Annotated in this window: 25 protein-coding genes; 12 read left to right on the top strand and 13 right to left on the bottom strand. The window is 72.5% G+C overall.

Annotated elements, in window-relative coordinates:
- A complete protein-coding gene (locus tag ID574_RS29360) occupies window positions 1-1,455 on the bottom strand; it encodes a hypothetical protein (protein ID WP_188192196.1) in 1,455 nt (484 codons plus the stop codon).
- Window positions 1,456-1,661: 206 nt separating this feature from the next.
- Here ID574_RS29360 and ID574_RS29355 point away from each other — a divergent pair, with 206 nt between their 5' ends.
- Window positions 1,662-2,099: a CBS domain-containing protein gene (locus tag ID574_RS29355; RefSeq protein WP_188192195.1), complete on the top strand. Its 438-nt coding sequence runs from the start codon at window positions 1,662-1,664 to the stop codon at window positions 2,097-2,099.
- 7 nt (window positions 2,100-2,106) lie between these two features.
- On the opposite strand, the gene ID574_RS29350 is transcribed toward ID574_RS29355, so the two are convergent.
- Entirely contained in the window at window positions 2,107-2,712 is a 606-nt protein-coding gene (locus tag ID574_RS29350; protein ID WP_223167190.1) for an MBL fold metallo-hydrolase, read from the bottom strand.
- A gap of 67 nt (window positions 2,713-2,779) precedes the next feature.
- On the opposite strand from ID574_RS29350, the gene ID574_RS29345 reads away from it, so the two are divergent.
- A complete protein-coding gene (locus ID574_RS29345; protein WP_270094309.1) occupies window positions 2,780-4,204 on the top strand; it encodes an RtcB family protein in 1,425 nt (474 codons plus the stop codon).
- Window positions 4,205-4,266: 62 nt separating this feature from the next.
- Here the strand turns inward: ID574_RS29345 and ID574_RS29340 are convergent, their stop codons facing one another.
- On the bottom strand, window positions 4,267-4,668 hold the full coding sequence (locus tag ID574_RS29340) for an archease (protein ID WP_188192194.1): 402 nt from the start codon (window positions 4,666-4,668) through the stop codon (window positions 4,267-4,269).
- Window positions 4,669-4,788: 120 nt separating this feature from the next.
- Between ID574_RS29340 and ID574_RS29335 the strand changes: the two genes are divergently transcribed.
- On the top strand, window positions 4,789-5,439 hold the full coding sequence (locus tag ID574_RS29335; protein ID WP_188192193.1) for a hypothetical protein: 651 nt from the start codon (window positions 4,789-4,791) through the stop codon (window positions 5,437-5,439).
- Window positions 5,440-5,466: 27 nt separating this feature from the next.
- Complete coding sequence (locus ID574_RS29330) at window positions 5,467-6,348, top strand: DNA-3-methyladenine glycosylase family protein (RefSeq protein ID WP_188192192.1); 882 nt, start codon at window positions 5,467-5,469, stop codon at window positions 6,346-6,348.
- Between the two features lie 168 nt (window positions 6,349-6,516).
- On the opposite strand, the gene ID574_RS29325 is transcribed toward ID574_RS29330, so the two are convergent.
- Complete coding sequence (locus ID574_RS29325; protein WP_188192191.1) at window positions 6,517-7,206, bottom strand: ABC transporter ATP-binding protein; 690 nt, start codon at window positions 7,204-7,206, stop codon at window positions 6,517-6,519.
- Window positions 7,207-7,307: 101 nt separating this feature from the next.
- Between ID574_RS29325 and ID574_RS29320 the strand changes: the two genes are divergently transcribed.
- Both ID574_RS29320 and ID574_RS29315 read left to right on the top strand, forming a co-directional pair.
- The gene (locus ID574_RS29320) at window positions 7,308-8,276 is read left to right on the top strand and encodes a zinc-binding dehydrogenase (protein ID WP_188192190.1); all 969 of its coding nucleotides are present in this window, start codon (window positions 7,308-7,310) and stop codon (window positions 8,274-8,276) included.
- A gap of 10 nt (window positions 8,277-8,286) precedes the next feature.
- A complete protein-coding gene (locus tag ID574_RS29315; RefSeq protein ID WP_188192189.1) occupies window positions 8,287-8,982 on the top strand; it encodes an aspartate/glutamate racemase family protein in 696 nt (231 codons plus the stop codon).
- 35 nt (window positions 8,983-9,017) lie between these two features.
- On the opposite strand, the gene ID574_RS29310 is transcribed toward ID574_RS29315, so the two are convergent.
- Window positions 9,018-9,947: an MBL fold metallo-hydrolase gene (locus ID574_RS29310; RefSeq protein ID WP_188192188.1), complete on the bottom strand. Its 930-nt coding sequence runs from the start codon at window positions 9,945-9,947 to the stop codon at window positions 9,018-9,020.
- Window positions 9,948-10,070: 123 nt separating this feature from the next.
- Here ID574_RS29310 and ID574_RS29305 point away from each other — a divergent pair, with 123 nt between their 5' ends.
- Complete coding sequence (locus tag ID574_RS29305; RefSeq protein ID WP_223167189.1) at window positions 10,071-10,250, top strand: acyl-CoA thioesterase family protein; 180 nt, start codon at window positions 10,071-10,073, stop codon at window positions 10,248-10,250.
- Window positions 10,251-10,300: 50 nt separating this feature from the next.
- Here the strand turns inward: ID574_RS29305 and ID574_RS29300 are convergent, their stop codons facing one another.
- Window positions 10,301-12,334 carry an ATP-binding protein gene (locus ID574_RS29300; protein ID WP_188192187.1) on the bottom strand — a complete coding sequence of 678 codons (2,034 nt, stop codon included), beginning with the start codon at window positions 12,332-12,334 and terminating at the stop codon, window positions 10,301-10,303.
- A gap of 262 nt (window positions 12,335-12,596) precedes the next feature.
- On the opposite strand from ID574_RS29300, the gene ID574_RS29295 reads away from it, so the two are divergent.
- On the top strand, window positions 12,597-13,496 hold the full coding sequence (locus tag ID574_RS29295; RefSeq protein ID WP_188192186.1) for an SGNH/GDSL hydrolase family protein: 900 nt from the start codon (window positions 12,597-12,599) through the stop codon (window positions 13,494-13,496).
- Between the two features lie 81 nt (window positions 13,497-13,577).
- On the opposite strand, the gene ID574_RS29290 is transcribed toward ID574_RS29295, so the two are convergent.
- Entirely contained in the window at window positions 13,578-15,644 is a 2,067-nt protein-coding gene (locus ID574_RS29290) for an AAA family ATPase (RefSeq protein WP_188192185.1), read from the bottom strand.
- Between the two features lie 244 nt (window positions 15,645-15,888).
- On the opposite strand from ID574_RS29290, the gene ID574_RS29285 reads away from it, so the two are divergent.
- On the top strand, window positions 15,889-17,241 hold the full coding sequence (locus ID574_RS29285) for an FAD-dependent oxidoreductase (RefSeq protein WP_188192184.1): 1,353 nt from the start codon (window positions 15,889-15,891) through the stop codon (window positions 17,239-17,241).
- A 35-nt stretch (window positions 17,242-17,276) separates the two neighbouring features.
- Here ID574_RS29285 and ID574_RS29280 read toward each other — a convergent pair whose 3' ends face one another.
- The 5 genes from ID574_RS29280 to ID574_RS62290 all read right to left on the bottom strand — a co-directional run bounded on the left by ID574_RS29280 (window position 17,277) and on the right by ID574_RS62290 (window position 20,976).
- On the bottom strand, window positions 17,277-17,585 hold the full coding sequence (locus tag ID574_RS29280; protein WP_223167188.1) for a helix-turn-helix domain-containing protein: 309 nt from the start codon (window positions 17,583-17,585) through the stop codon (window positions 17,277-17,279).
- The gene (locus tag ID574_RS29275) at window positions 17,582-18,610 is read right to left on the bottom strand and encodes a tyrosine-type recombinase/integrase (protein WP_188192183.1); all 1,029 of its coding nucleotides are present in this window, start codon (window positions 18,608-18,610) and stop codon (window positions 17,582-17,584) included. Before ID574_RS29275 ends, ID574_RS29280 begins: the two co-directional genes overlap by 4 nt.
- Before the next feature lie 3 nt (window positions 18,611-18,613).
- Entirely contained in the window at window positions 18,614-18,928 is a 315-nt protein-coding gene (locus ID574_RS29270) for a glutamate ligase domain-containing protein (RefSeq protein WP_188192182.1), read from the bottom strand.
- 399 nt (window positions 18,929-19,327) lie between these two features.
- The gene (locus tag ID574_RS29265) at window positions 19,328-20,470 is read right to left on the bottom strand and encodes an FAD-binding protein (RefSeq protein WP_188192181.1); all 1,143 of its coding nucleotides are present in this window, start codon (window positions 20,468-20,470) and stop codon (window positions 19,328-19,330) included.
- Window positions 20,362-20,976: an FAD-dependent oxidoreductase gene (locus ID574_RS62290; protein ID WP_188192180.1), complete on the bottom strand. Its 615-nt coding sequence runs from the start codon at window positions 20,974-20,976 to the stop codon at window positions 20,362-20,364. Before ID574_RS62290 ends, ID574_RS29265 begins: the two co-directional genes overlap by 109 nt.
- Window positions 20,977-21,127: 151 nt before the next feature.
- On the opposite strand from ID574_RS62290, the gene ID574_RS29255 reads away from it, so the two are divergent.
- A complete protein-coding gene (locus ID574_RS29255; protein WP_188192179.1) occupies window positions 21,128-21,625 on the top strand; it encodes a DinB family protein in 498 nt (165 codons plus the stop codon).
- Between the two features lie 52 nt (window positions 21,626-21,677).
- Window positions 21,678-22,490: a hypothetical protein gene (locus tag ID574_RS29250; RefSeq protein ID WP_188192178.1), complete on the top strand. Its 813-nt coding sequence runs from the start codon at window positions 21,678-21,680 to the stop codon at window positions 22,488-22,490.
- Here the strand turns inward: ID574_RS29250 and ID574_RS29245 are convergent.
- A complete protein-coding gene (locus ID574_RS29245) occupies window positions 22,487-23,323 on the bottom strand; it encodes an SDR family oxidoreductase (RefSeq protein WP_188192177.1) in 837 nt (278 codons plus the stop codon). The genes ID574_RS29250 and ID574_RS29245 overlap by 4 nt on opposite strands.
- A 77-nt stretch (window positions 23,324-23,400) precedes the next feature.
- Here ID574_RS29245 and ID574_RS29240 point away from each other — a divergent pair, with 77 nt between their 5' ends.
- Window positions 23,401-23,775, top strand: a complete 375-nt coding sequence (locus ID574_RS29240) for a winged helix-turn-helix transcriptional regulator (protein WP_188192176.1) — start codon at window positions 23,401-23,403, stop codon at window positions 23,773-23,775.
- The last annotated feature ends 2 nt before the right edge of the window (window positions 23,776-23,777 follow it).

Here is a 23,777-nt window from a genome sequence, read left to right as displayed (position 1 = left end):
TCACCGCCGGGCGAAGCGGGCCGACCACGGTCCGGGCAGGTCCGTCCTGTCCCAGGTCGCCATGTACGAGGGAAGGTCCAGACCCTTGTAGACGACGACCACCTGCGCCCCGTCCCGCAGCGCCGTGCGGATGCGGGACGGCGTCTGCTCGGCGAACCGCTGGATGACCCCCTGGGAGTCGCACCCGAGCAGGTAGCCGATCTGCACACCCGACTGGCCGTAGATCATGCAGGGCGGGCGCACCCCCATGCGGCGCAGCTCAGCCGCGGCGCGACCGATCTGCTCCCGGTCGCGACCGTTGGCCGCCGCCAGGCCGTACGCGTACGCGCCCTGCAGCACCAAATGGGCCAGCAGCCCGGCGACCACGCCCGCGGCCACCAGAGGGCGGCGAAGCCGCAGACCCGTCACCGCGGCCTGCGCCACCGGCAGCGACAGCAGCGCGTAGACCGGCATGAGGAAGCGCGGCGCCGCGTAGTCCACGTAGAACAGGTACGGCAGCCCCAGCGCCAGCGCGGTGCCCGTGGCCAGCAGGAGCGGGGGCAGGTGCGGGCTCCGCCGTACCGACCACAGCCCCAGCAGGGCCATCACCGGGATGGCCAGCCACCAGATCAGCGCCACCGGCGAGACCGGACCGCAGTCCGCGCCGAACCGGCACAACGTGGGCCCGTCCAGCGCCCGCGCGTGCTCGACGATCGTCAGGCTCCATCCGGTGGCGTTGTGCTCGCCCGCGTCCCGGAGCCGGGGGAAGAACCCGCCGAAGCGCTGCTCCGCCTCGATCGCCCACTGACCCCACCCCACGGCGAGCCCGGCCGCGAGCCCGGCCAGCACGGCGATCCGCCGCCGGCGCAGGAGCGCGAGCGCCCCGGCGGCCAGTGCGACCGCGGCGACCAGCGCGTCGGACGGCCGCATCAGCGACATGACGGCCAGCGCCACCGCGAGGCCCACCGGCGCGATACGGGAGCGCTCGGCCAGGACGACGAGGCCGGCGGCCGCGACGGCGGCGAGCGCGACGTACAGGTTGGGCATGGCCTCGTTGCCGTAGAACAGCGACAGCCAGCAGGCGCCGAACAGCAGGGCGGCCAGCGGCACCACGTGATCGTCCCGGATCCGCAGCCACACGGCGAACGCGCAGAACAACGCCGCCGAGGACACCACCGTCAGGTACATCCGCAGCGCGAACACCGAGTCGGTCACCGCCACCACCGGCGCGACCAGCAGCGGCACGCCCCGCGCCCGCGGCGCGCTGAACACCGCGGGCGGCGCGTGCGGCGACACCTGGCTGGCGTACACCGTCTCGTCCCACCCGATCCCCAGGTGCGGCGAGACGAGCACCAGTTGCGCCACGCCGTACAGGACGCTCACCAGCGCGAGCAGCGCCCCCGGGCGCGCCCACAGCGACCGCCGCCGACTGGCGGAAGCCGGCGAACGCGGCGTACGCGGACGCAGAATCGTCACCGTGGACTCCCGGAACGACATCCAGAGCCGACCCACTACCCCCACCCCCCGTGCGGACACCAACCCCCCAGGTCACGACCGCATGCCAGATGCATATCCGCTGGTCACCGCTGATATGCGTCGGGGAGCGGTCCTACTACTGATCTCCCATCTGGTGGGTAGGGGCGCCGTAAGGACACTTCATCCAGCACTTTCGGGAGGCCCACATGGGTGGCACACAAGGAATCGGCAAGAGCGTCCAGGACGTGATGCACCAAGGTGCCGAGTGCATTGGTGAGCGCGACAGCCTGCGCAGGGCGTCGCAGATGATGCGGGACCTGTCGGTCGGCGCACTCCCGATCTGCGGGGAGGACGACCGGCTGAAGGGCATCATCACCGACCGGGACATCGTGATCAAGTGCTGTGCCGAGGGCAAGGACCTCGACCGGACCACGGCGGGCGAGCTCGCCCGCGGGCTGGTGTGGGTCGACGCCCACAGCAGTGTCGAAGAGGCGCTGCAGAAGATGGAGCAGCACCAGATCAAGCGCCTGCCGGTGATCGACAACCACCGGATCGTCGGCATGGTCAGCGAGTCCGACCTGGCGAAGGAGCTGCCGGACAACAAGCTCGCCGAGTTCGTCCACCGGGTGTACGCACCGTCCTGATGGACGTTCACAGGCGGTAGGCGCGCCCGTCAACCCCCCACTCCCCGTACGGGGGCAGCGCGCCTCCGTCGATCGCCCGGATGGAGGGGCGGCCGATGTGAGCGAAGACCAGCCTCCCCACTCGGCGATCGCGGGCGTCCCGCGCGACCTGATGGACGTCGGCGTGCCCGCCCACGCCACCGGCGAAGCGGATCGGCCGGTTCCAGCCGGCGGCGTCGGCGAACATCAGGTCCGCGCCGGCCGCCCATTCAGGGAAGGCCCAGAATTCCGGCGCCCAGACGGCCCGGGCACGAGCGGTCCGGATCAGATAGCCGTAGGTGGGATGGGAGGTGTGGGCGACCGGCAGCGGCTCGATCTCCACACCTGCCGCGTCGTAGGCGGCGACCGCCGCCGTCAGCCCCAGCGCCCGTGCGGCACGCCGGATGGCGGGCATCAGCTCGGCGCGCTCGTCGCAGACCAGCCAGGCGTCGAGCCGGCCGGACGCCCCGGCCTCGTCGTCCCCGTCCAGCAGGACCCGGTGTCCGCGCCAGCTGACCAGCAGCCCGGCGGGGCAGTAGCGCGGGGAGTTCATCGCGCCCACGCCGGTCAGGCGGAGAACGGGCTCACCGGGCATCTGAGGCGTTCCCCGGCGGGTGCGTGGGGTAGGCGGGGCGGGAGAGCGAGACGGCAAGGTGACCGTGATGGTGCAACTGGTCGAGGAGCGGCCGTACCGGTGGCGGATCGAGCCCGAGGGCGGCATGCGGGTGCCCGGCGTGATCTTCGCGACCAAGGAGCTGCTGCCGGACCCGTCGGAGGATCAGGCGCTGGCCCAGGTCGCGGCGGTGGCCACGCTGCCCGGGATCGTGGAGGCCGCGTACGCGATGCCCGACATGCACTGGGGGTACGGGTTCCCGATCGGCGGCGTGGCGGCCACCGACGTGGCCGCGGGCGGGGTGGTCTCGCCGGGCGGGGTGGGGTTCGACATCTCCTGCGGCGTCCGGCTGCTGCTCGCCGATCTGCACGTGGACGACCTGCGGCCGCGCCTGACCAGGCTGATGGACGCCCTCGACGTGTCCATCCCGCGCGGCATGGGCAAGGGCGCGGTGTGGCGGCTGCACAGCCAGGGCGAGCTGGAGGAGATCCTCGCCGGCGGCGCCGGGTACGCCGTCGAACGGGGCCACGGCGAGCCCGGCGACCTGGAGCACTGCGAGGACCGCGGCGCGGTGGCCGACGCCGATCCGGCCGGGATCGGCTCCCGTGCGCGGGAGCGCGGGCTGCGACAGGTCGGCAGCCTCGGCTCGGGCAACCACTTCCTGGAGGTCGAGGCCGTCGCCGACGTGTACGACGAGGAGATCGCCGAGGTGTACGGGCTGTGGCCGGGCCGGGTCTGCGTGATGATCCACACGGGGTCGCGCGGGCTGGGCCACCAGATCTGCACCGACGCCGTGAATACCATGCAGGCGGCGATGACCAGATACGGCATCAGCGTGCCCGACCGGCAGCTGGCCTGCGCCCCGGTCGAGTCGCACGAGGGGCGGGCCTACCTCGCGGCGATGGCGGCGGCCGCCAACTACGGCAGGGCCAACCGGCAACTGCTCGGCCAGGCCGCCCGCGAGGCCTTCGACCGCGCCACGGGCCACGGCGACCTGAGCCTGCTGTACGACGTGTCGCACAATCTCGCCAAGCTCGAAACTCACCAGGTGGACGGCGGCGCCCGGCGGTTGTGCGTGCACCGCAAGGGCGCGACGCTGGCCCTGCCGCCCGGCCACGCGGACCTGCCGCCCGACCTGCGGCCGGTGGGGCAGCCGGTGCTCGTGCCGGGGTCGATGGGGGTGGGCTCGTACGTGCTGGCCGGGGTGCCGGGAGCGCCGGCGTTCGCCTCGGCGTGCCACGGCGCCGGTCGCCGGCTGAGCCGCCACCAGGCGGTCAAGACCACGAGGGCCGCCGCGCTGCGGGCCGAGCTGGCGCGTGCCGGGATCGCCGTGCGCGGCGCGTCGGCGCGCGGGCTGACCGAGGAGACGCCGCAGGCGTACAAGGATCTGGACGCGGTGGTCGACGCCTGCGTCCGGGCGGGCCTGGCTCGCAAGATCGCCAAACTCGCACCCGTCGGCGTGGTGAAGGGCTAGCCGGCCGGCGTGCGGAACATCCGCACGCCCGCCGCGCAAGGCCGCACGCCCGCCACGGGGGGCTAGACGTCCACCACGACGTGTGCTCGCCACGTCCCGTCCGTCTCCCCGAACCGCACCTCGTGCGCGGTCACCGCCTTCGGCATCGCGCCGACCTGCTCCACCGCGTCCGCCGGGACCGTCGCCAGCCGCAGCCCGGCCGCGCCGGGCGACACGTCCACGACCAGGCGGCCGTGCACCTCGATCTGGTAGATCACCTCTTGCAGCACCTCGACGAGCAGGTCCTCGTCGTCCTGCGCCGTCACCGCGACGTCCACGCCGTCGGCGGGCGGCGCGTCCCGGAGGTCGGCGAAGCTCTCCACCAGCCCTCGCACCGCCTCGGCCAGGCACTCCTCCCGGCTGTCCGCCCACGCCTCCACCGCGATGTCCGCGGTGTGCGGCACCGCGCGATGGCCTCCGCTCATATCGCCACTCCAGCAGCAACGCGCATCGTCGGGAATCCTCCCGCCGTCAAGAGTTCCCCTCGTTTCGGCCCGTAGTCGGCAGGGGCGTTTGCCGCGGGGGCGGCGGGTAAGCGGCACGGCATGATGGACGTCGACGACAAGCGCCGCCTGGTCCGCGGGCTGCTGCGCGAGATCGGCCGCGGCTTCGCCGAGCCGCACGGGTTCCCGGTGACCAACAATCCGGGACGGTTGTTCCAGCTGCTGTGCCTGTCGATCCTGCTGCGCCGCAGCAAGGACTACCACGTGGCGGTGGAGGCGGCCCAGCGGCTGCGCGACCGCTGGGACACCGCTCAGAAGCTGGCGGCCTCCCCGTACGACCAGCGGGTCGGGGCCCTGGGCAAGGGCGTGCGGCGGGGCACCGCCGAGATCCTCGGTGAGCTGGCCTGGACCGTGGCCGACCGCTATCGGGGCGACCTGCGCCGGCTCCGCACCGAGGCGCGGCGCGATCCGTTGCGGGAGCGGGCGATGCTGGAGGACCTGCCGGGCGTGGACGGCAAGGTCGTGGACCTGTTCTTCCGTGAGGCCCAGGTGCTGTGGAAGGAGGTGTCGCCGTTCGCCGACCGGCAGGCGCTGTCCGCGGCGCGCAAGCTCGGGCTGGGCCGCACCCCGGAAGACCTGGCCGAACTGGCGAAGTACGAGGAGTCGGAGCAGTTCGCGTGGCTGGTCGGCGCGCTCGCCCAGATCGACCTGGACCACCGCCACGAGGAGATCCGCGCCCTCGCGGGCCGGTGAGCGCCGCGGGGCTCCTAGCATGCGTGCATGACCACGCACGGATTCACGCTCACCGCCGAGGGGCCGTTCGACTTCGGCGCCTCGCTGCGCTTCGTCGAGGACTGGCCGGCCACCAGCGCGCTGCCGTCCGACGGGCGGGCGCTGCGCTTCGCCTACTGCGCGGAGACCGACTGGCTGCCGATCGGCGTGACGGTGACGGGCGTGCCGGGCGGCGTGTCCGTGACCGCGACGCGGGCCGCCGGGCCGGGGATCAGGGGTGAGGTGGCGCGGATCCTCTCCCTCGACGTGGACGGCGCCGGCTTCGCCAAGGTCGGCGAGGCCGACCCCGTGCTCGGCGATCTCCAGCGGCTCAGCCCGGGCCTGCGGCCGGTGTGCTTCTGGAGCCCGTGGGAGGCGGCCTGCTGGGCGGTGATCGTGCAGCGGTCGTCGATGCTCATCGCCTCCCGCATCAAGCAGCGCATCGCGGAGCGGTTCGGCGCGAAGGTGACGGTGGACGGGCAGGTGTACGCGGCCTTCCCGCCGCCCATGACATTGCTGGAGGCGGGCGGTCTCGGACTGCCCGCGCAGAAGGAGGAGTGGGTGCGCGGGCTGGCCCGGGCGGCGCTCGACGGCGTGCTCACCGCCGAGCACCTGCGGGCGCTGTCCCCGGAGGAGGCGCTGGCCGAGTTGCGTGCCCTTCCCGGTGTGGGGCCGTTCTCGGCGGGGCTGATCCTGATCCGGGGGGCGGGCGCGCCGGATGCGTTCCCGGGCGACGAGCCGCGGCTGTTCGCCATCCTGCGGGATGCGTACGGGTTGCCGGAGGACGCGCCGCCCGCCGCGTACCGGAAGCTGGCCGACGCCTGGCGGCCCTACCGCTCCTGGGCCTCCTTCCTGTTCCGGGCCTCGACCTACAGCACCCCAGAGCGCTAGCGCCACGCACGTCGCGCCGACCGGCCGGCGTTCCTCCTCCCCGCGCCGTACTTCGGCGTGGGTCCCTTTGGGGGAAGGGAGGTGGTCGGCGCCGGGCCCTTCTGTAAGGGCGGGGCGGCCGAACCGGTCGGCCCGGGTCGAGAGGGCGCGTGCTGGGCGGGGCTAGGCTCAGCCGAGGTAGGCCTGGCGGACCCTGCGGTCGGCGAGCAGGTCCTTGCCGGGGCCGGAGAGGGTGGTGCGGCCGAGGTCGATCACGTAGCCGTGGTCGGCCAGGGTGAGGGCGGCCAGGGCGTTCTGCTCGACCATGAGGATCGTCGTCCCCAGGTCGCGGAGCACGGCGATCGTGTCCAGGATCTGCTGGATCATGATCGGGGACAGTCCCATGGTCGGCTCGTCGAACATGAGCAGCTTCGGCCGGGCCATCATGGCCCGGCCGATCGCCACCATCTGCTGCTCGCCCCCGGAGAGCAGCCCCGCCGGCTGCGCCCGCCGCTCCCCCAGGACGGGGAAGAGGTCGTAGACGCGGGCCGCGTCCTGTCCGACGTCGCGGTCCCGTCGCAGGTAGGCGCCCAGGAGCAGGTTCTCCTCGACGCTCATCCCGGCGAACAGCCTGCGTCCCTCAGGGCAGTGCGCGATGCCGGCGGCGAGCACGGCGTGCGCGGGCAGGCGGTGGATGGGCCGGCCGCGGAAGAGGATCTCGCCCCGGCGCGGGCGGAGCAGGCCGGAGACTGTCCTGAGCGTCGTGCTCTTGCCCGCGCCGTTGGCGCCGACCAGGCAGACGATCTGGCCTTCCGCGACGGTGAAGGCGACGTCCTTGACCGCCTCGACGGCGCCGTACGCGACGGAGAGTCCGTTCACTCAATACCTGATCGGCCAGGAAGTGGTCACCATCTGGACTTCTCTCCGGACAACCGGCCGCCGGACACTTTCCGCTCACGGACGGAAGAAGGAGATGACGGATGCGTGCCGTGTGGTTGCGGCGGTTCGGCGGGCCCGAGGTGCTGACAGTGGAGGAGACCCCGGATCCGGTGCCCGGCGAGGGGCAGGTCGTGGTCGAGGCGGCGGCGATCGGGATCACGTACGTGGAGACCCAGGTGCGCTCGGGTTCGGCGCCCATGCCCCTGCCCGAGCTGCCCGTCATCCCGGGCAACGGCGTCGCGGGCACGGTCGTGACGGCCGGTCCCGGCGCGGACCCCGCGCTGGTCGGACAACGGGTGGCCACCACGACCGGCGGCTCGGGCGGCTACGCGGAGAAGGTCGCGGTCGACGCCGCCCTGGTGATCCCGATCCCGGACGCGCTCGACTTCCGTGAGGCCGTCGGCCTGCTGAACGACGGCCGCACCGCACTGGGCATCGGCCGAGCCGTGGCGCCGGGACCCGGGGATTGGGTGCTGATCGGGGCCGGCGGCAGCGGCGTCGGCAGCCTGCTGATCCAGGTCGTCAAGCAGACCGGCGCCCGGGTGGTGGCGGCCGCGAGCTCCTCGCCCAAACTCGGCCTCGCCCTCGGGCGGGGCGCCGACGTGGTCGTCGACTACACCGGCCCGGGCTGGGAGAAGGTCGTACGGGACGCGACCGGCGGCGCGGGCGTGGACATCGCCTGTGACGCCGCCGGTGGCGACCTCGGACGCGCCGCGTTCGAGCTGGTCCGGCCGGGCGGCCGGTTCATCGCCTTCGGCGCGGGCTGCGGCACGATGACCCGGATCCCGGAGGAGGACGTGGCCGCACGCGGCGTCACCCTCGTCCCGATGGGCGCCGCCTTCCCCTCCCCGGCCGTCATGCAGCAGCTGTCCGTGGAGGCCCTGGCCGAGGGCGCGGCCGGACGTCTGCGGCCGGCCGTCGGCCAGACGTTCCCCCTCGACCGCGCCGCCGACGCGCACGCCGCCGTCGGCGCGCGCCGGACACTCGGCAAGACCCTGCTCATCCCCTGAACGGAGACTCATGCGTACGATCGGCCTCATCGGCGGCCTGAGCTGGGAATCGACCGTCATCTACTACCAGATCATCAACCAGCGCGTCCGGGATCGCCTGGGCGGCAGCCACTCCGCCAACAGCCTCATCTGGTCGGTCGACTACACCACGGTCGAGGACCTCATCTTCGCCGGCCGCTGGGACGAGGTGGGCACGATGCTCGCCGACGCCGGGCGGACGCTGGAGCGGTCCGGCGCCGAGGTCCTGCTCATCTGCAGCAACACCTTCAACCGCGTGGCCGATGAGGTCACGCGGAGCGCGAGCGTCCCCTTCCTGCACATCGCGGACGTCGTGGGCGCCGAGGTGCTGGCCCGGGGCATGCGCAAGGTCGGCCTGCTGGGGACGCGCTTCGTGATGGAGGAGCCCTTCTACCGCGACCGGCTGGCCGCACAAGGCGTCGAGGTGGTGGTCCCGGGGGCTGAGCAGCGCGGGCTGATCCATGAGGTGATCTTCAAGGAGCTGATACGTGGGGTGCTCAAGGACTCCTCCAGAGCCGCGTACGCGCGGATCATCGACGACCTCATGGAGCAGGGCGTCGAAGGCGTCATCCTCGGCTGCACCGAGATCGAGCTGCTGATCGGCGAGAAGGACGTCGGCGTCCCGTTGTTCCCGACCGCCCGGCTGCACGCCGAGGCGGCCGCGGAATTCGCCCTCAGCCGAGGGTAGGAGGCGCTTCCAGGGGGCCCGCCTGTGGCCGGGGGTCAGACCGACGTGGGCAGCGGGCCGCCGTTCCACGTCATGGCGTCACCGAAGGCGGCGAGGAGATCCGCCTCGCCGCCCGCCGCCTCGGCGTAGGCGCGGTGCAGGTTGAGCACCAGCCGCTCGGCGTCGGCCCACTCGGCGAACTCCCCCAGGTCGGCTTCCCGCGCGGCGGCCAGCGGCGCGAGGCCCTGCTCCCGCCCCTTCCCCGCGACCTCGAGCACGAAGCGGTAGTAGCGCTCGTGAACCGCCAGGATCTCCGGCAACTCCGCGGCGCCGGCCAGCGGCCCGTGCCCCGGCACGACGTGCTCGGCCTCGAACGCGGCCAGCCAGTCCAGCGACCTCAACGCCCCGTCCAGCGATCCCATGAGCACCATCGGCGTGAGCCCGTTGAACAGCAGGTCGCCGGCGAACAACACGCGCTCCTCGGGAAGCCACGCCACCACGTCGCCGGGGGTGTGCGCGGCATACCCGGGATGCCGCAGCTCGATCCGCCGCCCGCCGGCGTGGACGGTCAGCTCGGACCGGAACACCACGGACGGGACGCGCCGCGTCACGCTCCCCCAGTCGGGCACCGGCGTCCAGATCGGCGGGCATCCGTCGATGAGCGGATCGGCCAGCAGCGCCTCCCGCATCGCCGCATGCCCGAAGATCACCGTCTCGTCCGGGAGCAGGCTGTTGCCGTAGGCGTGATCTCCGTGCTGATGGGTGTTGACCGCCATCCGCACCGGAACGTCGCCGGTCGCCTCCGCCACCGCCGCCAGGAACCGGCGGGTACGCCGCTCGGAGGCGCACGTGTCGACGATCATCACGCCGTCCTCGCCCGCCACGGCGCCGGCGTTGTTGAGCCACCAGGTGCCGTCCGGCTGCACCCAGGCGAAGACCCCCGGGACGACCTCGCGGAGCCCTGCCGCGCCGGCCTGCTCTTCCATGATCCACCACTCCTTTCGTCCTGTCGGGATACGTGCCGGCCCAGCCTGACGCCGGTGACTGTCCAGTTCACAGACCGGTCTCTGGCCAATGGACGCCCGTGCCGGGCAGCGGGTGGCCCGATAGTGAGCAGGGAAATGGTGGTCTACGGCTTCCGGGTGCTCTCGCCCGACGGGACGGTCGTGCACGCCGAGGGGCGCCGGGTCAGCGTCAACGTCGACCCGGAGACCTTCACCTCGGCCCCCATCAGCGACGAGGCCCGGCAGGCGGCGATGGCCCCGCTCGGAGCGCCCACCGTGGCGTAGGCCACGTAGGCCACGAACGGCCGCGCCGGGCCGCTCTGGTGCCGCGTCCTTCAGCGGCCGATCGTCCCGTAGAGCTCCCGGTGCCAGAAGTCCTCGCTGACCCGTTCGACGCCGGCGGCCAGGTGGCGGCGGTAGGTGGTGAAGGGCAGGCCGAGCCGTTCGGCGGCGATCTCCTGGGTCGGGGCCCCGCGGAGGAAGGTGACGGCGAGCGCCCGGTGGAACTTCTCCGCGCGCGGGTCCTTGCCCACCTCGTCGACCGCCTGCTCCAGGAGCGCACGCAGGACCTCGGCGGGGTCGGAGCCGGGCTGCTCGGTGACGAGCCGGCTGCGGGCGAGCGGGCTGGCGGCCAGCTCGCCGGGGCTGGACAGGTGGCGCAGGGCCTTGCGGACGGCGTCGGCGAACTCCCTCCGGGACAGCACGGCCAGCGCGGGCGCCGGGACGGCGGAGTCCTCCTGGCCGGAGCCGGTGAGCAGCCGGTTGAGCCGGTCCAGCCACGCCTGCGCGGGCACCGCCCGCCAGTCGTGGGCGAACAGGGCGTACTCGACGTCACCCACCCAGGCGTGTTCCCCGAGATCGTGCATGTCGTAGTGGCGCAGGTAGTCCCGCATGGGGTCGTCGCTGCGCATGGCCATGAACGACCAGGCCATGCGGTCGTCGCGCAGGCAGTAGCCCACGGACCGCCACTGCATCAGGTCCATCACCGGGGACATGCCCTGGTACTGCTCCAGTACCCAGGTCCGGCCCACGGCCAGGTGCTCGCCCGGCCGCAGCGGCGCGATGGCGCGGGCGTTCGCCCAGGCGGTGGCGACGATCGGGTCGGCGGCCGCCTCCTCCTCGGAGGGGGGGTCCAGACGGAGCCAGGAGCAGAAGCCGACCAGCTCACCGGTCTCGGTCCGCCGGTAGAGCCGGAACGCCTCCGGCTGCCGGGCCGTCCAGAAGGCGACGGTGGCGGCCGACTCCTCGCCGGCCACCTCTGCGGCCAGCTTCACCATGGTCTCGGCGTCCTCGGGCCGGAAGGCGTCCTCGTACGCCTCGCCGTCCCCGCGCCAGCTGTTGAACTCGGCGGTCGATCCGACCTCGCGATGCAGGAAGAACAGCGAGCCGACGGCGCCGAGCACGCAGGGGTCGGTCGCGCCGCGAATCTGGGCGGCCAGGTGGTCGCTGATGCTCTTGTGCATGTCGGCGTAGCCCCGCGGGTCCCGCCAGCGCAGGTCGGCTTCGAGCACGCCTCGGACGACGTCGTGCGGGAACAGGCCGCGCGGGCTGGACTCCACGAACGGCAGCCGCCGCAGCCAGTCGAACAAGGACCCGGCGTCCTCGTCCGGGAGCACCGCGCGCAGCAGGTCCTCGGTGGTCATGTACGCGTGCGCGCAGACCTCCAGAGCGCGCTGGTGCGCAGGGCTGGGCACCTCGCCGACGAGCTGGTCGAGAAGGGTGGCCACCACGTCCTGGCTCGGCGTCCAGCGAGCGCTCGCCGTGCGGTCCTTGAGTGCGACCGCGGCGCCCAGCGACAGGGCCAGCGGGTGGCCGCCGGCGAAGGCCAGCAGCGGATCGCGCAGGTCGCGGAGGACGCCGCGGACGTCCAGCAGTGCGGCGGCGTCCGCCGGGTCGAGGTCGCGCAGTGGCATCACCCGCAGCGCCCCCGTCCAGGCGGGGTCGGCCGTCCACAACATGTCCGGGGGATTGCGGCCGGCCACCACGACCAGGGCGCCGACCGGCAGGCGTGGCAGGAACCGCTCGCGCAGCCAGCCCTCCAGCCCCTGCACCCGTTCGAAGGCGTCGATCAGCAGCACCGCGCGCTCGTCGCGGAGCACCGGCCCGGCCTCGGTCTCGAGCGTCCCCGGCGACGGGTCCATCGTGCGCCCGTCCAAGGTCGTCACGCGGCGCCCCGCGGCCTCCGCGTCGTGGGCGAAGCGCCGCAGCAGCGTCGACTTGCCGACGCCGCCCGGCCCGTGCACGTACAGGACGCTGCAGGCGCCGCGCAACGCCGACCCGAAGACCTTGAGCTCCTCCTCCCGCCCGACGAAGGCGCGCTCCCTCGCGGCCTGCAGCCGCCGCCCCAGTAGATCGTTCCCCGATGACATGGGCGTAACTGTAGCCCTCCGCTCCCCCACGGCTCGGGAGCAATTGTGTGTATTTATACGCATTCGCCGCCGTGTCCGGCTTCGCCGGCACGCTCGCCGGCCGAGTGAGCAGCGAATGGACATCGAAAGCACTGGCGGATGAGCAGTTCGGGCCGCCAGGGTGCCGCAGGAAGGTCCCGGCCTGCCGCAGTATTCCGAGCCCCAATCCATCGGGCGGCAGGCCGGGGCCTTGTGTCATGGTCATTTCTCTGATGGAGGCTTCATGTCCCGCTATGCCCGCCTGCGACCCGTCCGGCGCGCGACCGTGACGGCGACCGCCGTGCTCGGCGCCTGCGCCGCGCTCGTCGCCGCAGGCCCGGTGGCCGCCGCAGCCGAAGGAACCGGCGCGGCCGGCGCTCGATACGTCGCCCTCGGCGACTCCTACGCCTCCGGCTACGGCATCACCCCGATCGAGAACGAGGTGTGCGGCCGCGCCAAGGTCAGCTACCCGACCGTCGTGATCGCCGCCGACAAGTCGGCGAGTCTCAAGAACGTCGCGTGCAGCGGGGCCACGACCCGCGCCATCTGGAACGAGCACAAGGGCCAGCCGAAGCAGATCAGTGCGCTCAAGCCCGACACCACCCACGTCACGGTGAACATCGGCGGCAACGACATCGGCTTCGAGAAGATCGTCACCGAGTGCGCCGTCCTCGGGCTGCAGCAGCCGACCGGCTCCCCTTGCAAGAGCAAGTTCGAGGCCGAGGTCGACGCCGCGTTCGGCAAGCTGAAGGGGCGGCTCGCCTCGGTGGCGATCGACGTGAAGCGCAAGAGCCCGAAGGCCGTGGTCGCGCTGGTCGGCTATCCGAAGCTGCTGCCCGCGGACGGCTCGAGCTGCAACCGGTCCGAGGTGCCGTTCGCCTCCGGCGACTTCGCCTTCCTGCACGGGATCCTCGTGCGGCTCAACGACATGATCAAGGCGGAGGCCGCCCAGGGCGGCGCCCTCTACATCGACACGTACAAGCCGTCGGCCGACTACGACATGTGCGCGCCCAAGAACAAGCGCATGATCCAGCCGCTGCTCGAAGGGGGCCGCATCGCTCCGGCGGCCGCGCACCCGAACGCCCCGGGCATCCTCCGCCTGGGCGCCGCGGTCTCGCAGGCGCTGGCCAAGCACTCCCGCTGACGCGGGCGCCGCGTCCGCTCCGGCGCGGACGGACAGGACGCTCCGGCTGCCGGGCGCGGCCGGAGTGCGGTGAGCCGGACGTCAGCGCGAGTGGGCGAGTCTATTGACGCCCGTGCCGTACAGCTCACGGTGCCACAGGTGGGTGCAGACGCGTTCGATGCCGGAGACCAGATGGCGCCGGTAGGTGGTGAAGGGCAGGCCGAGGCGTTCGGCGGCGATCTCCTGGGTCGGGGCGCCGTGCAGGAAGGTGGCGGCGAGCGCCCGGTGGAACTTGACCGAGCGCGCATCCTCGCACAGCGACTCGATGGCCTCTTCCAGCAGGTCGCGCAGCGCCTTGGCGGGATCGCGCTCGGCGTGCTCAACGACCAGCCTGCTGCGCGTCAGGGGCGAGCCGGCCAGCGCGTCCGGACGCGACAGGTGGCGCAGCGCCTTGCGGACCGCTTCGGCGAACTCCTCCTGTGACAGCACCGCCAGTCTCCCCGTCGTGGCGGCCGCCCCGCCGAACCCGTGCGGCACCGGCGATCCGTTGAAGCCCTCCAGCCAGGCCCGCGGCGGCACCGCCCGCCAGTCATGGACGAACAAGGTGAACGGCACGTCTCCCAGGCACGGATTGTCGGGGATGTCGTGCATGTCGTGTTTCCGGAGAGCCTCCACCACCGGCGGGCCGGGGCGGGGTATCGCGAGATACGACCACGCCATCCGCTCCGACCGCAGGCAATTGGCGATGATCCGCCACTGCAGCGGATCCGCCACCGGCGAGTCGTAGCGGTACTGGGGCAGGACCCACCCCCGCGCGATGGCCAGATGCTCCCCATCGCGGAGCGGCGCGGTGGCGCGCGCGTGCGCCCAGGCCGCCGCCACGATGGGGTCGGCCGCGCATTCCACGTCGTCGGGCTCCTGAAGACGCAGCCACGTCAGGAAACCCACCGGCTCACCGGTCTCGGTCCGCCGGTAGACGCGAAAGGCCTCCGGACGGCGCCGCACCCAGAAGTCGGCGCAGGCCGCCGATGCCTCGCCCCCGGCGGCGTCCGCCACCCGTAGCAGGGCGCCGACCTCGTCGGGGCGCATGACGTCCTCCTGGATCTCGCCCTCGTCGTGCCAGCTGTACAGGGCGCCCATGACTTCCTTGTCGCGATACAGGTAGAACAGCGCCGTCACCGCGGCCAGGACGTCGCGATCGGCCGCGGTGCGTACCTTCTCCGCCAGATACGCGTGGATGCGGTCGTGCATGTCCGCGTAGCCCTGCGGATCCCGCCAGCGCAGATCGGCCTCCAGCACCTCCCGGACCACGTCGTGCGGGTAGAGCCCGAGGCTGGTCGACTCCACGAACGGCAGCCGCCGCAACCAGCCGAACATCGCCGCGGCGTCGTCCGGCAGCGCCGCGCGCAGCAGGTCTTCCGTCGTCATGTAGGCATGCGCGCAGATCTCCAGAGCGTGCCGGTGCGCCGCCGAGGGCACCTCGCCCACCAGCTGGTCCAGCAGGGTCGCCACCACGTCCTGGTTGGGCTTCCAGCGCCGGCTCGCCCTGCCGTCCTTCACCGCCACCGCGGCCCCGAGCAGCAGCGCCAGCGGGTGACCGCCGGCGAAGGCCAGCAGCGGCTCGCGCAGCTCGTCGGCCACCCCGCAGCAGTCCATCAGCGCCTCGGCGTCCCGGGGCGGCAGGTCGCGCAGCGACATGACCTCCAGCGCCTGCGCCCATCCGGGATCGGCCTGCCACTGCATGTCCGGCGGGAACCGGCCCGCGATGACCACGAGCGCGCCCACAGGAAGCCGCGGCAGGAAACGCTCCCGCAGCCAGCCCTCCAGCCCCTGGATCCGCTCGAAGGTGTCCACCAGGAGCACCGCCTGCTCGTCGCGCAGCACCGCCTCGGCCTCCGCCTCGAACGCCGCGGGCGAGGGCTCCAGCGTCCGGCCGTCCACCCTGGCCACCGACCGCCCGGCGAGCGCCGCCTCCCGCGCGAAGCGCCGCAGCAGCGCCGATTTCCCGATGCCGCCGGGGCCGTGCACGTAAAGGACGCTGCACCGGCCGCCGTGAAGCGCCGCGCCGAAAAGCGAGAGCTCCTCTTCCCGCCCCACGAAGGCCAGCTCGCGCGCCGCCTGCAGACGCCGCCCCAGCAGCTCGGACTTCCTGCTCATCCCCGAAGACATGCGCCTAACTCTAGCCTCTGACCAACTATTGATTTCGCGAACTATCGCATATTCCGGGACATTCACCGATTGCTTGGATGCGAAATCGGAGCGACCCCATATAAGCGAGCTCGGAATTGTTCCGCATAATGCGTGGATCGTTCATCTGATGACAGCGGCGCGGCGTTCCGTCTGCCCGAATGAGCAAGTATTGATCACCTGGCTGGTCTGGAAAACGGGCAATACCCGGGACGACGCTGCCCGAATGACGGTGGACGTAGTCGTACTGGGGGCCGGGCCCGCGGGGCTGGCCGTGGCTCTCCTTCTCTCCGCTGACGGGCATCGGGTCACGGTGCTCGACCGTGACCCCGCCGAGCCGGCCGCCGGGGACGGCCGGGGCGTGTCCCAGTTCCGTCAGCCGCATGTGCTCCTGCCGCGCGGTCTGGCCGTGCTGGAACGGCAACTGCCCGAGGTGGTCGCCGCGATCGAGGCCGCGGGCGGCCTGCGCTGGAACGTGCTCGCCGGGGCGCGGGCGGCGCCCGATCGCCGGTACGAGGCCATGGCGGCGCGGCGGCCGGTGGTCGAGGCCGCGCTGTGCGCCGTCGCGGCACGTACGCCGAACCTCGGGATCCGGCGCGGCGTCGGTGTCTCCGCCCTGCTGCCCGGCAGCTCGCGGGCGGACGGCGTCCCCCATGTGCGCGCGGTGGCGACCGACGACGGCGAGACGCTGGAGGCCGGGCTCGTGGTGGACGCGAGCGGCGGCGGGTCGCCGGTGGGCGCCATGGTGAACGAGCTGCGCCGGCTGGAGCGGCCGTCGCGCCGGCCGGACGCGGCGTTCGACTACTACTCGCGCTTCTTCCGCAGCGCCGACGGCACCATGCCCGCCCAGCCGGCCTGGCCTCTCGCCCACCACGACAGCGTCTCCACGCTCGCCCTGCCCGGCGACAACGGCTCGTGGTCGCTGACGCTCGTGGTCTCCAGGCGGGACTGGGTCATGCGCTCGCTGTACGAGGAGCACGTCTGGCACCGGGCGGCCGCCCTGTTCCCCGGCCTGCACGCGTGGCTGTCGCACGGCGAGCCCGTCACCGGCGTGCTGACGTCGTCCGGCCCGGCGACCCGGCGGCGTGACCCGATCGACGGGAGCCGGCCGCCGGTGACGGGGCTGGTCAGCGTCGGAGACGCGTGGGGAACCACCAATCCGACGTTCTGCCAGGGGATGTCGATGGCCTTGGTTCAGGCCGAGCTGCTGCGCGAGGTCATGCGGGCGCAGAACGCGCCGGAGAAGGTCGTCCTGCGGTACGAGGACGCGGTGCACGCGGCCCTCGGCCCCTTCTACGACACGTTGCGGTTCTGGGAGCGCAACCGGCTGGCGGAGATCTACGCCGGCATCCGCGGCCGGCGCTTCCACGGCGACGACCTCTGGACCGTGGCCAGGGCACTGGAGGCCGCGAAGCTGGCCGACCCGGATGTGATGACGGCGATGGGCGACCTCGGCTCGATGCTGGCCACACCCGAGGAGGTGCTGGCGCGGCCGGGCGTCGTGGACAAGGCGCTGGCCGCGGAGGCGCCGGCGAGCACTCCGGCGAGAGCCGAACTGCTCGCCGCGATCACCCGATGACCGGTGGCCGCGGGCCTTCCTCCGCCCGTGGCCGCCTACTCGGGGAGCACGTGCGCCCGCCGGGGACGCGGCGGGCGCGGCCGGGCCGCCTGGGCCGGGCGCCCTCCCGTGCCGGGGACCGGCTCGATCAGGTCCTCCATCGTGCAGCCGAGGATGTCGAGCAGCGCCATCAGCACGCGGAGGTTCAGCCGCACCGGCCGCTCGGCGACCAGCCGGTAGACCTGGCTCTGCGACAGCTGGAACCCGCGTTCGGCCAGCAGCGGCCGCAGGTCGGTGGTGGCGTACATGCCGCGACTGGCCATGACTTTGCGCAGGTGCCAGCGGTAGTCCGGCTTCACGGTCACCTCGGTCCCCGTCTGTCGTTCAGCGGACGGACGCAGTTCGCGGTCGTCACGGCGAAGCGGTGCCCGACCTGCTCCTGGACGAACGCCAGGGAGGCGCCGTCGGCCAGCAGATGGGCCATGTACGCGCTGCGCATGCAGTGCGGTGTCAGCGCCCGGTCCAGGCCCAGGGCGTCGCGGTAGGCCGCGAACCGATCCTCGATCTCCCTGGTCCGCACCCGCCCGCCCCGCTCCGTCGGCCACATCGCCGGCCGGAGACTGGAGCGGTAACGGGGCCGGACCTCGGCCAGGTAGTCCTTGACCGCCTCCACCGCCCACGGCATCACGCTGACGACCGTCCGCCGCCGCGGCGGAAGGTCTCTGACCCGTCGGCCGGAGCGGATGTAGAGCGAGCCGAACCGGCCCAGGTCGGGGGCCTCGGGATGGGGGTGGAAGTCGGTGACGTCCAGCGCGGACGCCTCCGAGCCACGCAGGCCCCAGGCGTAGACGACCTTGAAGAGGGTGGCGTCCCGATAGCGGGCCAGCGCTCCCTTGTGTCCCTGCCGAAGGGCCGCCTCGACCTGGTCGTCGGCGTAGTCGAGGAAGCGCTGGACCTCCTCGCGCGTCATCGGCCGGCGCCCCGGGTCGCCGTGGTAGCCGGCCAGCCGCCCGTCGGCGTCCGCGTCGGGGCAGACCTGCTCCGGGGCCCGGCCGAAGCGGGCCTCGCACTGCGCCCGCCATCCGCTGTGCGGAGCGGCCACGTAGTCGCAGAACAACCGCAGCGCGGCCTGATAGCTGCGTACGGTCGACTGCGCCCGGCGCAGCTCCCCCGTCAGATGGGAGATCCACTTGTCGACGTGCTCGGGCGACCACTGCCACGGAGGCGCCCCGGCGAACCTGGCGAACCGGCGCACCACGTGTTCACGGAAGTCGATCGTGGACGGCTGGGAACGCCCAGCGCCGCGCTGCTGCCGGGCCCACCCATCCAGCATCGCCTCGAACAAGGCGTCCTCGCCGGCGTCCACCGGGCTGCTGTGCTGCTCGGTCATCGTTCAGGTGGCCCCGGCCAGGGCCTTGAGCGTACGCAGCCCGGCGCGCATGGACTCGGGGTCGGCGTTGTGGGCGTCGTCGACGACGGTGACGCCGTCCGGCCGTTCGTGGATCTCCAGCCGACCCCGGGAGCGCCGCCCGGCCGCGTTCAGCCCCTCGGCCACCGGCCATCTGCCCTGGCGGTCGATGATGATGGCGGTGGGCTCGTACAGGTCCCGCGGCAGGGCGTCGAGCACGGCCTGCGCCGACTGCGGCGACACCTCGTGCTCTGCGGATGGGCCGCCTGTCGGCACGGCCACGCGCAGGCGTTCAGTCACGGTCGATCAGCCTTTCCTTCCTGATGTCGGAGGCGTCGGGCCCGCGCGGCTCCAGCGTGCCGGGCGCGGATGAGCGTCCGATCAGTACGCTGCCGGGGTCGCGGGTCCGACCGGGCCGAGCGTGGGCTGACCGCCCTCTCAGTTGCCAGGCCATTCGCTGTCCAGTTGTTGGTCACCGGCGCCGGACCGCAGCCGGACAGGGCCGCCTGTCCTGCCGCACGCACACCACCGCACGCCTGACCTGCTGCGCGCCGGCAGGCGATCGGCCGTCTCCGCGCCGTCCGCGCCGGACCAGCGGCCCTCCGAGGGGAGCCGCTCACCCGACCCGACCGGCTCCCTGCCACGGCCCGCACCTCGAGGCCCCCGCACATCCGGGCAGGCGTGCGGGGGCAGCAGGCGTCAGGAGGCGTTACGCGGGCGTGGCGGCGTGGCGGGCGGCCGTGGCGGCGTGGCGGGCGGCGCGGTAGGCGAAGACGACGGCGGGGCCGATGGTGGAGCCGGGGCCCGGGTAGGTCGGCCCATGACCGAGGCGGTGGTGTTGCCCGCCGCGTACAGGCCGGGAATGACCGAGCCGTCCTCGCGCAGCACGCGGCCGTCGGCGTCGGTCAGCAGGCCGCCCTTCGTGCCCAGGTCGCCCGGGTACAGGAGAAGCGCCCGGAAGGGGCCGCGTTCCAGGGGGCCGAGGTTGGGGTTGGGCTTGACCCGGGGGTCGCCGTAGTAGTTGTCGTAGACGGTCCCGCCCCGGCCGAAGTCGGCGTCCACACCGGTACGCGCGAAGCCGTTGAAGCGCTCGACGGTCGCGGCCAGCCGTGCCGGATCCATGCCGGTCTTGTCCGCCAGCTCGGCCAGGGATCCGGCCTCGAAGAGGATCCCGGCGGCCAGCCACTCCTTCTTGCGCCCGAGATAGGCGGTGGACAGGTAGCGCCGGGCATGCCGGACGTCGGTGACCAGCCAGGTCGGTCCTGGCACGGGATGCTCGAGCATGGCGTGGCCGAAGTCGATGTACGAGGCCGACTCGTTGGTGAACCGCTCGCCGGCCGCGTCCACCACGATCGAGAACGGGAAAGAGCGCTCCGACAGCACGAAGCCGTGCTGTCCGTCGGGTCCGACGGTGCCAGAGCCCCACCAGGCGTCGTCCATGAGCTCCAGCGCCGCTCCCACCCGCGCGCCGAGGTCGATGCCCGTGCCGAGGTCTCCTTCCGGCGCCGCCGAGTAGCCGGGGATGCCGTGATGCTTCAGCCGCCACTCGCGGTTGCGGGCGAAGCCGCCGGCCGCGAGCACGACGCCGCGCCGCGCGCGTACCCGCGTCGGGCGCCCGTTCCTGTCGATCACCGCTCCGGCGACGGCGTCGTCCTCCACGATCAGGTCCACGACCGGGGACGACAGCCAGACGGGAGTCTGTTGGGTGCGCACGATGTGCATGAGGGAGCAACTCAGGGCGCCGCCCAGCCCGACCAGGCGCTTGCCGGTCGCCAGGCCGCCGAGCGTGCGGAAGACGAGCCGCGCGCCGCGCACGAACCCGCCGACCGCCCGAGCAGCCACACGTCGTCGGTCATCACGGGGACGGGCAGGCCGTCGGCGGCGCGGGCGGTGGCGTACCACTCCCCCAGCCGTCTGGTGTCGAACGGCGCCGACTCGACCCCCCGCCCCACCTTGCCGCCGGGCCGGTCGGGGTAGTAGTCGGGATAGTCCGGGCAACGCCGCCAGCGGACCCCGAAGCGGCCGAGCAGCCGCATCACCTGCGGCCCGCTGTCCAGGAACGCCCGCCGCCGCTTGATCGACGAGGCCGGGCCCGCGTCGCCGATGGCCTCCTGCATGTACTGGAGGGCCTCCTCGACCGAGTCCCGGACACCGTCCCGGATCATGAGCGGATTGACCGGCATCCACAGGCCGCCTCCGGAGACGGCCGTGGTGCCGCCCCACTTCGGCGTGCTCTCCACGACGAGGACGTCGAGCCCGGCCTCGGCGGCGGTGATGGCCGCCGTCAGCCCGGCCGCGCCCGTACCGGCGACGAGCACGTCGACGACGTTGTCCCACTGGTCTGTCATCGTGCTGACCCTCCTGAAACCGGACAGCTATGTCCGGTTACACCGTAGCCGCTGGCCCCGACGTACGTCGAGACCAGCGGTCATCCTTAGGCTCCGGCCGAAATGTCAGACCCCTAGGTTGGCAACACCCGGAACCAGAGGAAGGACGAGCATGACCGACGGGATCCCGGCCACCGACGAACGCGAACCGGCGCTGGTCGTGACGACGATGATCGACCACGTCCTGGAGCTCGCGACGACATGGACGGCGTGGGACCGCCGTCCACTGCCTGCGGACGACCGGATCTACACGCCGCACAAGGCGATCCGCCGGGTCGCCGACCATCTCGTCGATCACCTGGCGGAGATGGAAGCACGCCTGGCCGGTCATGAGCCGCTCCCCGACCACTGGCACGCGTCGGCCGTCACCACGCCCGCGGACCTGGCGCCCTTCACCGAGCAGGACCTGGACGAGGCCAGGAGCCGGCTCACCCGGCTGGCCCAGATCTGGACCGCCCGGCTGAACGCGCTCACTCCGGAGCAACTCGACCGTTCGCCCGGTGAGGGGTGGACGTTCCGGCAACTCGCGTTCCATCTGGCCGGATCGGTCTACTATGCCGACTCCGTCGGGGATCTCTCGAAGGGCTCAGCGGGCTCCACGACGTCGTAGTGCGTGACGGTGGAGTCGGAACTCTTCCGGTCGCCTCCTCATCAAACCTGACATGAGCCATACGTCAGGGCGAACACGCATCGCGACCGCGCTCATGTGGTCGGCGCTCCCGAACGGCCTGGTGATCGTGGCGGCGCTGGCCGTCGCGGCCGTCATGACCCACCGGCGGCTGCCGTTCATCCCGGTGCTCACGAACGAGCCCATGGTTCAGGCGGCGGTCGCCGGCTACGGAGGCTTCGCCGCCGCCCGCATCGCGCTGATCGCGGCCTTCCTGCTGCTGGCCGGGATGCCGTTCGACCCGGAGATGGCGGCTCCGGCCGGCTATCTGACCACGCTCGCCGGCATGCTCCTGCTCGCGGGATTCGCGCAGGCCACGGCGCTGGTCCTGGTGGCTCGGTCCATTCCTGGCGCGGCACGCCGCCGGAGCGCGGCGCCGCTCAGGCTGGCCCCCGCGTTCGTCGCGGCGTACGCCGTGATCAATCTTGTGATCGCGCAGATCGCCTGGAACGAGACCGGCGTCGACTACGTGGCCGCCGACGCCCGCGCCGCGACCCTCTTCAACACGGCTCTCCTGGGCGTGCCCGCCCTGGTGCTGGCGTTGCGCCCCCAGGCGACGGCGATGTGCGGCTTCATGACCGTCGTCTACTTCCTCGCCCTGCTGGAAGCCTGGTGGTTCAACCCGTTGGGCACCAAGGTGCTGTACGACGACCAGTCCGGCTTCAGCGAGGCGCTGCCCTCGTGGCAACCGCACGCGATCACGGTCGTCGTCGTGGCCGCCGCCCTCACCCAGCTGGCCGGTGTCTTCTCCCTGATGCGACGACCAGGTGAGACGGCCACCGGCCGGTCCACGGCCGCGGAGGTCTAACCGATCAGGGAGCGGACGTACTCGCCGATGGGCTGGGTCGGGCGGCCGGCGAGGTCGCGCAGCGTGCCCGGGGTGTCGGCGAGCCAGCCGCGGGAGATCTGGACGTCCACGTCCGCCAGGACACCGGCGTACGGGGCGGGGACGCCGGCGCCGGCCAGGACGCCCGCGTAATCGTCCTTAGGCAGGTCCTGGTAGGCGATCTCCTTGCCGGTGACCTCGGAGATCGCGGCGGCCAGCTCGGCGAGGGTCCAGGCGGTGTCACCGCTCAGCTCGTAGACCTTGCCCTCGTGGCCGTCACCGGCGAGCACGGCGGCCGTGGCGGCGGCGTAGTCGGCGCGGGAGGCCGAGGCGATCCGGCCGTCGCCGGCGGCGCCGTACACGGCGCCGAGCTGGGGAGCCATGGTGATCGACTGCTCGTAGTTCTCGTGGTACCAGTTGTTGCGCAGGATCGTGTACGTGACGCCGGACGCCTTGATGTGCTCCTCGGTCGTCCTGTGGTCGGCGGCGAGCGCGGCCTCGGTGGTGTCGGCCTTGGGCGCGCTGGTGTAGACGAGCGCGGCCCCGGCCTCCTTGGCCGCGTCCACGACCGCGGCGTGCTGCTGCGCCCGGTGCGGGTCGAGGCCCGAGATCAGCAGGACCTTGGTGGCGTCCTGCAGTGCGCTCTTGATCGTCTCGGGCCGGTCGTAGTCGGCCTCACGCACCTCGACGCCGAGGTCGGCGGCCTTTTCGGTGGTACGCGCCGCCGCGACGATCTCCGCGGCGGGGACCCGCTTCTTCAGCTCTTCGACCACGAGCCGGCCCAGGTGCCCACTGGCTCCCATGACGACGATCATGATTACTTCCTCTCAGTGCTGATGGTGTAGTTAGTGCTTTCTATCAGAAAGTGCTGCGACCGCGTACAGTAGCACCCATGGAGGAGGATTTCGAGACCCTGGTAGCCGACGTCTTCTCGCGTAAGTGCACCTCCCGCACGGTGCTGGAGACGATCACCGGCCGCTGGGCGATCCTGGCGCTGGCGGCCCTGTACGAGGGGCCCTATCGCTTCAACGCACTGCGCCGCCGGGTCGACGGGGTCAGCGAGAAGATGCTGTCCCAGACCCTCCAGGCCCTGGAACGCGACGGCATGGTGCTCCGGGAGGCCGAGCACACGATCCCGCCCCGCGTGGAATACAGCCTCACCCCGCTCGGCCGCGAGGCCGCCGAGCATCTGCTCCCCCTCATCACCTGGGTCGAGGACCGCATGCCCCAGGTCATGTCCGCCCGCGAGGACTACCAGGGCCGTTAGAC

The organism is Nonomuraea sp. SYSU D8015, assembly GCF_008065375.1.
In the GTDB taxonomy this organism is placed as follows: domain Bacteria; phylum Actinomycetota; class Actinomycetes; order Streptosporangiales; family Streptosporangiaceae; genus Nonomuraea.
Note: the sequence above shows the minus strand (reverse complement) of the source record. Positions and strands in the feature narration are given on the sequence as shown.

Bases quoted from the DNA above. Each gene is read 5' to 3' on its own strand.
- ID574_RS29355 (WP_188192195.1), top strand. From the start codon at position 1,662: ATGGGTGGCACACAAGGAATCGGCAAGAGCGTCCAGGACGTGATGCAC.
- ID574_RS29350 (WP_223167190.1), bottom strand. From the start codon at position 2,712: ATGCCCGGTGAGCCCGTTCTCCGCCTGACCGGCGTGGGCGCGATGAAC.
- ID574_RS29345 (WP_270094309.1), top strand. From the start codon at position 2,780: ATGGTGCAACTGGTCGAGGAGCGGCCGTACCGGTGGCGGATCGAGCCC.
- ID574_RS29340 (WP_188192194.1), bottom strand. From the start codon at position 4,668: ATGAGCGGAGGCCATCGCGCGGTGCCGCACACCGCGGACATCGCGGTG.
- ID574_RS29335 (WP_188192193.1), top strand. From the start codon at position 4,789: ATGATGGACGTCGACGACAAGCGCCGCCTGGTCCGCGGGCTGCTGCGC.
- ID574_RS29330 (WP_188192192.1), top strand. From the start codon at position 5,467: ATGACCACGCACGGATTCACGCTCACCGCCGAGGGGCCGTTCGACTTC.
- ID574_RS29320 (WP_188192190.1), top strand. From the start codon at position 7,308: ATGCGTGCCGTGTGGTTGCGGCGGTTCGGCGGGCCCGAGGTGCTGACA.
- ID574_RS29315 (WP_188192189.1), top strand. From the start codon at position 8,287: ATGCGTACGATCGGCCTCATCGGCGGCCTGAGCTGGGAATCGACCGTC.
- ID574_RS29310 (WP_188192188.1), bottom strand. From the start codon at position 9,947: ATGGAAGAGCAGGCCGGCGCGGCAGGGCTCCGCGAGGTCGTCCCGGGG.
- ID574_RS29300 (WP_188192187.1), bottom strand. From the start codon at position 12,334: ATGTCATCGGGGAACGATCTACTGGGGCGGCGGCTGCAGGCCGCGAGG.
- ID574_RS29295 (WP_188192186.1), top strand. From the start codon at position 12,597: ATGTCCCGCTATGCCCGCCTGCGACCCGTCCGGCGCGCGACCGTGACG.
- ID574_RS29290 (WP_188192185.1), bottom strand. From the start codon at position 15,644: ATGTCTTCGGGGATGAGCAGGAAGTCCGAGCTGCTGGGGCGGCGTCTG.
- ID574_RS29285 (WP_188192184.1), top strand. From the start codon at position 15,889: ATGACGGTGGACGTAGTCGTACTGGGGGCCGGGCCCGCGGGGCTGGCC.
- ID574_RS29275 (WP_188192183.1), bottom strand. From the start codon at position 18,610: ATGACCGAGCAGCACAGCAGCCCGGTGGACGCCGGCGAGGACGCCTTG.
- ID574_RS62290 (WP_188192180.1), bottom strand. From the start codon at position 20,976: ATGACAGACCAGTGGGACAACGTCGTCGACGTGCTCGTCGCCGGTACG.
- ID574_RS29255 (WP_188192179.1), top strand. From the start codon at position 21,128: ATGACCGACGGGATCCCGGCCACCGACGAACGCGAACCGGCGCTGGTC.
- ID574_RS29250 (WP_188192178.1), top strand. From the start codon at position 21,678: ATGAGCCATACGTCAGGGCGAACACGCATCGCGACCGCGCTCATGTGG.
- ID574_RS29245 (WP_188192177.1), bottom strand. From the start codon at position 23,323: ATGATCGTCGTCATGGGAGCCAGTGGGCACCTGGGCCGGCTCGTGGTC.
- ID574_RS29240 (WP_188192176.1), top strand. From the start codon at position 23,401: ATGGAGGAGGATTTCGAGACCCTGGTAGCCGACGTCTTCTCGCGTAAG.